The organism is Citrobacter arsenatis (assembly GCF_004353845.1).
Lineage (GTDB): Bacteria > Pseudomonadota > Gammaproteobacteria > Enterobacterales > Enterobacteriaceae > Citrobacter > Citrobacter arsenatis.
Window position 1 is genome coordinate 404,782 of the sequence record NZ_CP037864.1, and the last position, 12,699, is coordinate 417,480.

Genomic DNA, 12,699 nt, shown 5'->3' on the forward strand with positions numbered 1-12,699 from the left:
CATTAGTTGATATTACGGGCGAATTTTGCGCAAAACCCTGACGAAAAACAGGCTGTCGTCATATTTGACGTGACGAATCTCCAATACGTGACGGCCCGGCAGTGTGACCGAGGTTATGTTTCCCACACATCCTTATGCCTTATCGCTGTCACTCTGTGCAGAATCAATCACACTCATTTAAGTTGGCCAGAAATGGGGAAAAACAATGAAGCCAGCCATATTGGTTGTGGATGATGACGTCGCTGTCTGCACGCTTTTACAAGATGTGCTAAGCGAACACGTCTTTGCGGTGACCGCTTGCCACACCGGGCAGGAGGCGCTGCGCTGCATTGAGACTCAGCCGGAAATCGCTCTGGTATTGCTGGACATGATGTTGCCTGATATTAACGGTCTGATGGTGCTGCAGCAGGTGCAAAAGATGAGACCCGGATTACCGGTGGTGATGCTGACGGGGCTTGGCAGCGAGTCGGATGTGGTTGTCGGGCTGGAGATGGGCGCTGACGACTACATTGGTAAACCGTTCAATGCGCGGGTGCTGGTGGCGCGGGTAAAGGCTGTGCTCAGACGCGTCGGCGTGTTAATGGCAGAAAGCGGCGGCCCGCAAACTTCGGGGCTTTCTTTTAACGGTTGGCATCTCGATACTGCCGGTTGCCAACTGCATAACCCCCAGCAATTGAAGGTGGAGTTGACGCAGGGGGAATACAGCCTGCTGCTGGCGCTGGCCCAAAATGCCCGCCGGGTGCTGAGTCGGGAACAACTGCTGGAACTGACGCGTAGCGACAGCATCGAGGTGTTTGACCGCACCATTGATGTGTTAATCATGCGGCTGCGGCGAAAAATAGAGATCAACCCGCACCAGCCAATGTTGATCAAAACCCTGCGCGGGCTGGGCTATGTGTTTGCCGCCGACGTGCAGCATCACGATAAGGCGGCGTAAACGCCTTATCCGGCCTACAAAAGTGATAACGACCCCGTAGGCCTGATAAGCGCAGCGCATCAGGCATCCGCAGTAGCCGGATGCTGCAAAAATGCCTTATCCGGCCTACAAAAGCGATAACGACTCCGTAGGCCTGATAAGCGCAGCGCATCAGGCATCCGCAGTAGCCGGATGCGGCGTAAACGCCTTATCCGGCCTACAAAAGCGATAACGACCCGTAGGCCTGATAAGCGCAGCGCATCAGGCATCCGCAGTAGCCGGATGCGGCGTAAACGCCTTATCCGGCCTACAAAAGCGATAACGACTCCGCAGGCCTGATAAACGCAGCGCATCAGGCATCCGCAGTAGCCGGATGCTGCAAAAATGCCTTATCCGGCCTACAAAAGCGATAACGACTCCGTAGGCCTGATAAGCGCAGCGCATCAGGCATCCGCAGTAGCCGGATGCGGCGTAAACACCTTATCCGGCCTACAAAAGCGATAACGACCCCGCAGGCCTGATAAGCGCAGCGCATCAGGCATCCGCAGTAGCCGGATGCGGCGTAAACGCCTTATCCGGCCTACAAAAGCGATAACGACCCCGCAGGCCTGATAAGCGCAGCGCATCAGGCATCCGCAGTAGCCGGATGCGGCGTAAACGCCTTATCCGGCCTACAAAAGCGATAACGACCCGTAGGCCTGATAAGCGCAGCGCATCAGGCATCTGCCATACCGGCTTTTAACTCATCCAGCGTTTTCGCGCCGTCTATCGCGTTGGCGCACAGCAAACTGGCCCGCGCGCAGGCGTGCGCCAGCCTGATGCTGTCGGTCAGCGACCAGCGCTCATGGCAGCCATATAAGAATCCGGCGCAAAACGCATCTCCCGCGCCAACGCTACCGACTATCTCCTCCTGCGCCAGATACTGTGACGGGATCCAGACGCCCGGCAGGTCCGGCGCCTCACCCCAGGCGCCTTCCGGACAGTGAATAACCACCCGCTGGCGGACGCCTGCATTCAACAGCTCGCGCGCAGCGGTGGCGATATGGGGAATATGCAGCTCGCCGCTGGGCTGGCGGATCTCCAGCCCGCTGAACTCCCCAGCTTCCAGCTCGTTAATCACCAGATAGTCGAGATGGCGCAACGCTGGCATCACCAGCGGCTGGTAACGCGGGTCGCCCTTGCGTGAGACCAGATCCAGCGACGTTTCAAAGCCGTTATCGCGCATTTGTGCCAGCAGTCGGGCGCTACGCGTCCCGTACTCCTCATCCGGCATGTCCAGACTGTCGAGCAGCAGCAGATACCCCAGATGGAAGATTTTCATCGAGGTATCCAGTTGCTCAAAAGCGGGCAGATCCAGCAGTCGGTTGGCGCCGGGCGAGTGGAAAAAGGTGCGCTGACCGCTGGGATCGGTCATTACCTGCGACATCGACGTGGGGGCGAATGTCGTGCGCTGCACGTGTTGGCGATTAACGTGATACTGCTCCAGCATCGCCATGATGTAGTCGCCGTCGCTGTCCTGACCGATTAACCCCACCGCCTGTAGCGGCAGTCCGGCGTGCATTTTCGCCAGCGTCAGTAGCACGTTGAGCGGCGCACCGCCCGTGGCGCGTTCGCTACGGGTGATTTCCGCCAGCCAGCCGCGTTCCGGCCATTGCACAATTTGATGTACATGATCGACCAGCATGTTGCCTGCGGCGATAACGCCTTTGCGTTCCATCAGACCCGTCCCGCGCTGCCAAAAATGCGCATCTGTTCTGAAACGGTATCAGTAATGGCTTCTTCAATACCGAGCAGCAGTTCGGCGAATTCGTCGTACAGCGGCTGACGATTCGCCATCCTCGTCTCTACTGCCGACAGTGCCGCCTGCGACATGCCGGTATAGAAGTTGATTTTATGAATGCCGAGTTCAATTGCGCGCTTGAAATCATCGTCGCTGATGCCGGAACCGCCGTGCAGTACCAGCGGGATCGCCGCCTGCTGGCGAATAGCGTCCAGGCGCGGGAAGTCGAGCACCGGTTCGCCTTTATATTTGCCGTGGGCATTGCCAATGGCGACCGCCAGCGCGTCAATCCCGGTTCTGTCGACGAAATCACGCGCCATCATCGGGTCGGTAAATAGCGACTCGTCGGCATGACCGTACAGCGCGCCGCCCTCATCACCGCCCACCGCGCCCAATTCGGCTTCCACCGACACGCCGACGGCGTGACACATCTTCACCACTTCGCGGGTCTGGCGGATATTTTCTTCATACTCCAGCGTGGAGCCATCAAACATCACTGAACTGAAACCTAAGCGCAGCGCCCGAACCACCGACTCAAAGTGCAGGCCGTGGTCAAGGTTCAGCACCACCGGAATGTCATGCCGCGCGGCTTCGAATTTGACCGCTTCGACCAGAGAATCCAGAGAGATATATTTAAAATGCACCTCGGCGATGTTGATAATAAACGGCGAACGTTCCTGCTTTGCCGCGGCAAACAGGGCGCGCAGGAAGTGGGAGTCCAGAACGTTAAACGCGCCTAATGCATAGCGGTGCTCGCGGGCATGGGCAAGGCCATCTGCGAGAGATATCAACGGCATAATGCGCTCCTTGGTTAGCGGAACAGGCGATACTCGTTACACAGCACCAGCTGCGCAGGTTCGTCTTCTTCAATGTCGTTATAGCGGGAGATCGGTTGCAGAAAGTGGTTATCGTGGTCGTCGTCATTAACAGACGAAACCTCGCCAACCAGCACGTCACCAAAACCTTCTTCCGCCCAGAAGCTGTGATACAGGCCCGGCGGCAGGCAGATGCTTTCACCCGGCGTCAGGCGCAACTGACTGCCCGCGGCATGGGTTTGCCGACAGCCGTCAATCACCACGCTCACGTTGGTCTGCTCCGTTTGCTCCCGGATCCCCGCATTCCACAGTTCCACAATTAAATTGCCGCCGCCGCGATTGATGATGTCTTCGCGTTTGCGCCAGTGAAAATGCATCGGCGTGACCTGTGCATCGCGAACATGCATGATTTTCTCGGCGTAGCATTTTTCATAAGGCATACCTTTTGGCGAGCCGTTACGCAGGGTGAACAGCGTTAACCCTTGCGCGGCGAAATTGTTGCCGCCAAACGCGGTGACATCCCAACCGAGCTTAAGGTCGAACACTTCGCTCCAGGCGGCGGCATCAAGCTTGCGCCATTGGGTCGGGGGAAAGCTGGCAAAAGGGGGGAGATGCACGTCGTGCTGAGAGAAAAACTGGCGCGTGTGGCCAAGGATCTCGTTTATTGCGGAGCGTTTCATTGATTCTCCTGTGGCTGATAAGATGACCTTTATGCGGCCCTCTCTCAAAGGGAGAGGGAGAAAACCAAAATCTTCCTGGGAACACATGGGCATAATCCAGTTACCTCTCCCCTCACAGCAGAATAGGGAATAGTTATATTTTATTGTGTTTTTTTATGGGAGGATGTGATTTATTCAATAAAAAAATAAATAAAAAGAATATTTCTATAAATGTTATTGTAAATCACTGGGTTAATGCTTTGTCTTTTTAGTTCCCTCTCAGTTTTTGGAACCATTTGGATGTGACTGCATTCGTTTTTCCTCATGGTGAAAAAACGAATGCAGCGTAATATAAATCGTTTTGTTAAAAAATTATTTCATTGAATATAAAATCGTGCCAGTTAATCGTTTATTTATATGTTGGGATTATATTAAGCGTTTGGTTAATAATGATTACTTCACTTTCCAGATTTGTTTCCAGTAAAAAAATAACCTTTTTTTTATTATTGTTGATATGCTGACTGGACTTTATTTCTTATGTATTACTTTCTTTTGGTAAAGGATGCGATAATGAAAAAAGGTTCGGGTTTCTATAATCTTGAAGGTATAGTTTCAGAGGAGAGTATCAATAAGTATTTATTCTCCGTAAGGGGCGAGAGTAAGTTAGGGTTGCTTGATGTTGAAACAATTGAAGGTCATGAAAATTTAAGTAAACCATATAGTTATAAAATCACATTCACATCAAAACTAAAAAGCATCCCTCCTGATTCACTTCTAAATATTGAAGGCTCGCTACAAATCAGAGCACCTAATCATAAATGGAATAAATATATTCAGGGTTCTGAGATGTGGCTATATGAACGGCAAATTGAAGGCGTCATTACGTCATTTTCGCTTATTAGCACATCAGCAGATGAATCACTGTACGAAATCAGGCTGGAGCACAAGCTGGCATTACTCTCACGACGCAAGCGATCGGCTATTTACCTGAACATAAATGTGCCGAAACTGGTCACGCAGATCCTCAAAGAACATGCTTTTGCCGATTATGAAATCGACTTTGATAATCTTATTTGCATGTATCCCAACCGGGAAATGATTGTTCAGTGGGAGGAGTCAGATTTAGCGTTTATCAGCCGCATCCTGTCAGAAGTTGGGATCTGGTTCAGGATCGCAAATCATCATGCTGTTTCGCACATTATGGTGGTTATCTTCAGTGATTCACAATGCCAGTACATTTTTGATCAAAAGATTATGCACTCTTCCCACGCCGGGCTGACATCAAATGATTATTCGATCGATAACTTGGTATCAAAGCACAATGTTGTCTCGGCAGACGTTAGGGCGAAGAACTTTGATTACAGGCTGGCAAACTCGCTGATGCTAAATGCTGACGCCGATGTGTCTGCGGAAAGGGCTACGACATATGGCACAGAGTATCGCTATGCGGATATCCATCATCAGCCGGGATCGCAATTTGCCGAGGCGCAGCCAGGTGAATCCAGCTGGTTTTACGCCAAACTGCATCACGAAATTATTCTTAATAATCAGTCCATTTTAAACGGTGTGACCACCAGTCCGTCGATCGTGCCGGGGATGGTGCTGGAAATTGACGGTACCATTCCACATGCTTTCGCCTCTGGATTTGTGGTAACGGCAATGCGGGTGACGGGGAGGCGCGATGCAGCGCTCCAGTCCCGGCTTATCGGTATTCCCTATAGCCAGAACGTCTGTTTTCGACCTCAGCCGCTACCCCGGCCACGTATTGCGGGTACTGTTCCCGCTATCGTTTCATCATCAATAGACCATGACAAATATGCTCACATCGATGTGCAGGGGCGTTATTGGGTGAAGTTTGATTTTGACCTCGACCAGCACAGGCAAGGTTATGAAAGCATGCCCGTTCGTCTGGCGCGGGTTTATGCCGGTGATACTTATGGTCATCACTTTCCGCTCATCCAGGGCACAGAGGTCGCCATTGCATTTGAAGGCGGCGATCCGGAAAGACCTTTCATTGCGCATGCCTTGCATCATGCTCCAAAGCCTGACCCCGTCACCAGCCGCAACAATACCCGCAACGTCATCCGCACTGCGGGTCTTAATAAGCTGCGGATGGAGGATCGGCGCGGGCAGGAACACGTCAAACTGAGTACCGAGTACGGTAAAACGCAGTTGAATATGGGCCATCTTGTTGATGCTGGTGGTAAACCGCGCGGCGAAGGCGCAGAACTGCGCACCGATGACCGGGCGGTCCTGAGGGCGGCAAAGGGGATATTACTCACGACCGAGGCGCAGCCAAAAGCCCAGGGTAAACAGCTTGATATGAGCGCGGTTGTTCAGCAGCTTCAGGACGCGCTTACGCTGGCCACGTCGCTTCAGCAGAGCGCGCTGACGGCGCAGGCGTTAAATGTCGAAATGGGGTCGCAGCAGCAGCTTAACACCGCGCTTGAACAGCTCACCCGCTCGGGGCTGGTGGCCTATGCCGATCACGGTATGGCCCTGCTTACGCCACAAACGATGGCAATATCAGCAGACAAAGATTTGTCGCTAAACGCCGCCAGCAACGGCAGTTTTAACGTCTTTAAAAAACTCTCAATGGCCGTTGGTCAGGGCCTGTCACTTTTCAGCAGAGCTATCGGAATCAAAATCATCGCCGCAAAAGATGATATTTCCGTCCAGGCGCAGCGCGGCGAAATGGGCCTGCTTTCTGATAAGCATTTTCATATTCAGAGTATGAACGGCAACGTAACCATCAGCGCCAGGAAGAATATCCAGCTTTTGTGCGGTGGTGGCGGTATCAGAATAAATGAAGACGGCTCTGTAAAAATATTCTCCCCCGCAAAAGTGCAGTTGAAAGGCACCACTCTTGACTGGAGCGGACCGGAGTCGGCGAAAGATAAAACCCCTGTCTTTCAGGAAGAGCAGTTTCATCGCCGTATTAAATTACATGGCTCTGGCAACCCGGACGATGTTCTGAAAAAGACAAAATTCAGACTGACTAAGGCATCAGGCGAAACCATTGAAGGCGTCACAGACGATGAAGGAATGACGCCGTTATTGGATATGACTGAAATGGACGAAATGAAAATGGAGATTTTGCCAAATGAGTAACAGTCCCTTTAATCCGCGGGTGGTGGCGACCGGTGTACAGGGTGTGCCTAAATCAACGGGCGGAAAAATGGCGGTCTGCGACGTGCCCGTTAAGTATTCCATGCCCTGCATTGTGATCCTTGTGCACGGCGTCAACGATGTGGGCGAGGCCTATCAGAATCAGGAGCAGGGTATTATCGCTGGCCTGAATGAACGTATGGGCCGCACGGATATGTATCCGCATGAATGGCAGAAGTACAAAATGGATACGGGCGATGGTGAGCAGCAGAATGTAAAAATGCCCGGACGCAGCCCGGTAATTCCATTTTATTGGGGGTATAAACCCGTCGATCATGCGACGTATACAGAAGACCAGCGGCGTTATCGCGAAGAACGGGCAAAATCAGGAGACGCCGCAAAACTGCCTTACAACGCCTATCAGGAGGATGACCACGCAAAGCTGGAAAAGCTGGGGCATATTCCCCAAACCACGTTGAAATATCAGAATGATAATTTCGGCAACGTGCTGGACGATGTGTACGCCAAAGGCGGTGGTACCTTTGCCAATGCGACAACTACTATTCCGGATATGTTAGGCCCGGGCTCCGGCGGCCTGGCGAACGGTGCGGCAGGATTTGCATCACTGTATATGAATGCCGGGGATTTTACGCACCCTATTTATGACAATCCGCACCGTATTTATCAGTTTTTTGCCGCGCAGCGGCTGGCTGATTTAATCCTGATGATTCGAAGAGAACCAGCAACAAAATTCGATCCCATTAATATCATTGCGCACTCCCAGGGAACGATTATTACCATGCTGGCCAATATGCTGGTGATGCAGGCTAATGAGAAACCCGCTGACTGCGTGATTCTCAACCATTCTCCCTACGCACTGGAAAAAACGGCTGCTGAAGGTATGACGCCCGGACATCATCAAACGGATCGCGCCCGGCAGCAGACGTTCCGCAATTTCTGCCAGTTGATGGCGACCAATGCCAGATATGGCAAGGGGGAATATCACACGCAGGCCGAGATCGATGAATTAGAAGGCGCGTTGTGCCTGAGTAAAACCAATTCACAGTGGCGCAAGAATAAACTTTATACCCGTAATAACTTTGGCAAGGTATATAACTATTTTTGCCCCAATGACAGTGTGGTTTCATTACTTAACGTCCAGGGATTGGGCTGGCGGGGAGTCCCCCATAATATTGCCAGCGGCATAGACAATCTGCGCCAGCGGGTTTTCTGTGAAAATGGTCCGGAAATAGGCGGCAGCCCGCTGAGCGTCCCTTTTGAAATGCCGGCGTTACAAAAGGATTGTTTTGATCAGGATACGGGCGCGACCAGACAATATACGTTTGCGGATGTTGTTGTGAATGGTGAGCAGCTCCCCGTTACCTTCAGACACCAGTTACAAGGCGTGGGAAGTCAGTATAAATATTCGATAGCGCCAGATTCACCCGATCAGGACATCTCATTTTCTGCAAAAGCCACGGTTATTGCGCGTACTGAGACAGATTTCAAAAATCTCAGCGGCGCAGGTTTCGATTATTTACAGCCGGGCCAGGCATTAACGCCTACTGAACTTGCGATGTTCGCCAAAAAATATGGCAAGCCTTATACCAAAGGCGTTGTTCTGGGCGGGGGATACAATAAGGCCGTTAAGTTGATTTATGAAAAAACGCCGGATGAGCTGCAAAAAGAATGGATGCAATCAGAGCAGGTTGGTTACAGCCAGCATTCCTCTATTGTGATGTCGAAAGATGCCCCCGCGAAAGCGATGGCCTTCGATCTGGCGGTGGGAATATGCAGGGCATTTGATCACCGCTGCGGAGAATTCTGGACCGAGCTACTCCTGCGCGGAGACTGGCGTATGAAGCGTAATGGTTTCCAGAAAGCAGTTGATTATTATAGTACTGGAAAGTTGAACAAAGACCAGACGAAAGATTTCATGAACAGGCCGGATGATATTTTACCGAAAGGGAAGTTTGGCGTGGTTAATGAATATTGTCATTCAACAATGGTTAAACCTGCCAGAAATAATGAAATATACAATACCGAGACTCCCAATCTGCAATGGGATATGCCCAAACCGCTTAACGTTTAAGGATGAGTTATGATAATGGGAAATGTGGTAAGAGTAATTGTCGCAGCAATTTCACTATGTGCTATCGCTGCCTGTACAAAAAAAACACCCTCACAGGTTATTTATCGTTATGATGATAATCGTTATCTGGAGTTAAAAGGCTATAATTGTGAGGGAGCGCTTTGGTATCATGATACCAGGCGGAATATACATAAAGAATTAGTAAATGGCATTTATTCAACGTATCAGATATTTTCCGGAGTATATATTCACCCATCAGATAAGTATATTCTTATACCGCGATGGGAACCTGGGGCATATAAAATATCTAAAGATTACGGACAAACGTGGCAGGTCGCAACATATATGGCTTCCTTCCCGGCGCTGGAGAAAAACTCAGATGGTATTATGCGTGACAGCCCTGAAGGAAAAGAAATAAAAAGGGTGGTGGTGGTTGATAATCAGGCATTTATTTCCACTGCACAAGGACATTTGTATATGAGCTCATACCCTTTTGACGACCCGCGCTTAGCGCCGGGTGGACCGGGTATAGATTATCAATACTTTGATGACACCTATTATCTCTACAGGCCAGGCAAGCATAAATCCGGTGGCGAGTATGTGAACGGCCATACCAGTCCTGAGTTTCCAGGTGCTGCGTGGGGAACGGTGGTGTTTATGAAAGCATCTTTAGCCCATTTAACGGAAGGTTATAAGGCCAACTATCAAAACCTGCCGGACAAAGAGCCGGAGGTGGTGGGCTATAAGGGCTGGACCCGGATGTACTGCAATATGGATGCAGGGAAATAATCTGCAATGGGATATGCCTAAGCCGCTTAACGTTTAAGGATAAATTATGAAACTGGGAAATACGGTAGGAATAATAATCGGCGCAGTTTTACTATGCGCTATCACTGCCTGTACAAAAAAAATACCATCACAGGTAATTTACCGGTTTGATGATAATCGCTACCTGGAGTTGATCGGTTATGATTGTGAAGGATATGTTGTTTACCATGACATAAAAAGAAAGATCCACAAATCAATTTATGGCAATCCAATCTATAGGGTTTTCTCGGGTGAGTTTATCCATCCCTCAGAACAGTACATACTTGTGCCTGAGTGGGAGCCAGGGGCATATAAAATATCTAAAGATTACGGACAAACATGGCAGGTCGCAAAATATATGGCCTCTTTCCCGGCGCTGGAGAGAAACTCAGATGGTATTATGCGCGACTATCCTGAAGGAAAAGAAATAAAAAGAGTAGTGGTGGTCAATAACCAGGCGTTTATTTCCACAGCGCAGGACCATTTGTATATGAGTTCATATCCTTTTGAAGACCCGCGTCTGGCGCCGGGTGGTCCGGGTATAGATTATCAATACTTTGATGACACCTATTATCTCTACAGACCTGGCAAGCATAAATCCGGTGGCGAGTATGTGAACGGCCATATAAGACCTGAATCTCCAGGTGATGCCTGGGGAACGGTAGTGTTTATGAAAGCATCTTTAGCCAATTTAACGGAAGGTTATAAGGCTAACTATCAAAACCTGCCGGACAAAGAACCGGAGGTGGTGGGCTATAAGGGCTGGACCCGGATGTACTGCGATATGGATGCAGGGAGATAATATGAAAGGTGTAATCAGGCTAAACGATCCGCTGGAAAATGGCGGATATGTTAATAAAGCTTCTGGTAGCAAGTTTATGGGAATTCCTGTCGCTTTACAGGGGGATACTGTCGTTTGTATACCGCACAAAGGAATCTTTCCCATACTTGATTTTGAGCCTGACTGGACAATGGATGGCAAAGGCGTTGTTGTGGATGGTTGTAGGGCCGCATGTGGTTGCGCAATTAAAACCACTCTGCCAACGGCGGGGACAAGCAAATGAGGAAATGGAAGATACCAAACAAAAATCCCTATCAGGAACCAGAAAAATTCCCGCTTAATATTATGCTGATCATTAGCTGTGCTATATTTCTGTTTTTTATAACGTACAATATATTCAGCTGGTTGCAGGACAAGAAAGTTCCTGATGATCTGATATGGAATGCAATAGGTATCCCGTCGCTAATAGTGTTAGCAATCTGGTGTGTGGTGGTAATCACTTACGGTGTTATATCTTTTCCATGTTACTATGCGGGTTATCTTGAGCAGTATGGTATGAACCAGTGGAAAAACTGGGCAATACGGGCATTGCCTCTTTTAGACTATTCATCCATTCTCCCGGTGCCTGAACTGGCATTAAAAATTCAGAAACTAGAGGGTGAAGCGCCAGCAGGTTCTGCAACGCCGCTACGCATTGATATTGAAGTTGACTCAATGGATGACACCAGAGTTGATAAAGTACTAAGGCAGTTGATAGAGCCCCTCAAATGTTCTCTTGTCAGGGATTATCGGCCTTTTACTACCTGGCTGTACGTTAAGGGGGCGGATGACACTATCGGCAATAGTTTCAAGGAGGTGCTGGCAAGTCTGAGCATCCCCAACGATAAGGTCGGAAAAATTAATATTCTTCATAAATGTCCTGATTATTTTTTAATAAATGACTGGGTTGATTTAAACATCTCTGAAAATAACCTGGTTATTACCGTTGAATTGCATGATGAAAATAATTCTGATTTTTTTGAAAGTGCTAATGCCTTTATTTTTACCAATACACAACTGCTTAAAGATAAAGACACACCTTTATATTTATTACGCATGATGGACAGTACCCCTTACTATCTTGATGAAATCGTAAGTACATATCTTTCTGCACAGCAAGTTGATGTCAGTAAAATTAAAAAACTATGGTTCAACTCACTGGATAAGCAGTCAAAGTTCGTATTATTTAGTGGGATAGAAAACGCAAAAACGAGCATTTTGGCCGATAGTCGATATGAACTGGAGGCCGTCACTGGGCAAAGCACAGAGGTTCAGCGCTGGGTTGTATTAGCGATGGCTGCGGATGCTGCAAAATATGGTCAAGGCCATCAGTTATTCGCCAGTACATCCGCAGATACTATTCAATCCGGCATAATAGCTGCTAAATATCCAGGATCTTATCCGGCACTTGATAAGCTGGATTTCCATGATTATTGGAGAGTCATAAAATTGTGCGCAATTATTTTATGGTGTATGGGATTTGTAAGTCTCGTACCACTGGAACTGTTCCAAAGTCACCCATGGTATACGTTTACACCTTTGGTTATTGGTATTCCGGTTATTTACACGGCGGTTATGATTTTTTCTTTTATGCTGAGTCATAATATAGAGGAGGAAATGAATATTTATTACTCTCAGTTTTTATGAGGTAAGCGCCCTGACGGGCGCTCTTGCTTCTTTGACTCTCTTTGTGACAGGAGAG

Annotated in this window: 10 protein-coding genes; 7 read left to right on the top strand and 3 right to left on the bottom strand. The window is 49.3% G+C overall.

Annotated features, from left to right (window positions below; all coding sequences use genetic code 11):
- Positions 1 to 205: 205 nt before the first annotated feature.
- Positions 206 to 937: a response regulator gene (locus tag E1B03_RS02885; RefSeq protein ID WP_103771865.1), complete on the top strand. Its 732-nt coding sequence runs from the start codon at positions 206 to 208 to the stop codon at positions 935 to 937.
- A gap of 694 nt (positions 938 to 1,631) precedes the next feature.
- Here E1B03_RS02885 and E1B03_RS02890 read toward each other — a convergent pair.
- From E1B03_RS02890 to E1B03_RS02900, 3 genes are read right to left on the bottom strand one after another with little or no spacing between them, the layout of a single operon-like run.
- Positions 1,632 to 2,636, bottom strand: coding sequence for a carbohydrate kinase family protein (locus E1B03_RS02890; protein ID WP_133085657.1), 1,005 nt, complete (start codon positions 2,634 to 2,636; stop codon positions 1,632 to 1,634).
- Positions 2,633 to 3,493 carry a ketose 1,6-bisphosphate aldolase gene (locus E1B03_RS02895; protein WP_103771868.1) on the bottom strand — a complete coding sequence of 287 codons (861 nt, stop codon included), beginning with the start codon at positions 3,491 to 3,493 and terminating at the stop codon, positions 2,633 to 2,635. Before E1B03_RS02895 ends, E1B03_RS02890 begins: the two co-directional genes overlap by 4 nt.
- A gap of 14 nt (positions 3,494 to 3,507) precedes the next feature.
- Positions 3,508 to 4,191, bottom strand: a complete 684-nt coding sequence (locus E1B03_RS02900) for a D-lyxose/D-mannose isomerase (protein WP_133085658.1) — start codon at positions 4,189 to 4,191, stop codon at positions 3,508 to 3,510.
- A gap of 516 nt (positions 4,192 to 4,707) precedes the next feature.
- Here E1B03_RS02900 and E1B03_RS02905 point away from each other — a divergent pair.
- From E1B03_RS02905 to E1B03_RS02930, 6 genes are read left to right on the top strand one after another with little or no spacing between them, the layout of a single operon-like run.
- The gene (locus E1B03_RS02905) at positions 4,708 to 7,281 is read left to right on the top strand and encodes a type VI secretion system Vgr family protein (RefSeq protein WP_246044138.1); all 2,574 of its coding nucleotides are present in this window, start codon (positions 4,708 to 4,710) and stop codon (positions 7,279 to 7,281) included.
- Positions 7,274 to 9,370, top strand: a complete 2,097-nt coding sequence (locus E1B03_RS02910) for a T6SS effector phospholipase Tle3 domain-containing protein (protein WP_133085659.1) — start codon at positions 7,274 to 7,276, stop codon at positions 9,368 to 9,370. Before E1B03_RS02905 ends, E1B03_RS02910 begins: the two co-directional genes overlap by 8 nt.
- A gap of 9 nt (positions 9,371 to 9,379) precedes the next feature.
- A complete protein-coding gene (locus E1B03_RS02915; protein WP_133085660.1) occupies positions 9,380 to 10,159 on the top strand; it encodes a T6SS immunity protein Tli3 family protein in 780 nt (259 codons plus the stop codon).
- A 46-nt stretch (positions 10,160 to 10,205) separates the two neighbouring features.
- Positions 10,206 to 10,979, top strand: coding sequence for a T6SS immunity protein Tli3 family protein (locus tag E1B03_RS02920; protein ID WP_133085661.1), 774 nt, complete (start codon positions 10,206 to 10,208; stop codon positions 10,977 to 10,979).
- 1 nt (position 10,980) lies between these two features.
- Positions 10,981 to 11,241 (top strand): PAAR domain-containing protein, encoded by a 261-nt coding sequence (locus E1B03_RS02925; protein ID WP_079938989.1) that lies wholly within the window; start codon positions 10,981 to 10,983, stop codon positions 11,239 to 11,241.
- Positions 11,238 to 12,644, top strand: coding sequence for a hypothetical protein (locus E1B03_RS02930; protein WP_133085662.1), 1,407 nt, complete (start codon positions 11,238 to 11,240; stop codon positions 12,642 to 12,644). Before E1B03_RS02925 ends, E1B03_RS02930 begins: the two co-directional genes overlap by 4 nt.
- Positions 12,645 to 12,699: the final 55 nt, after the last annotated feature.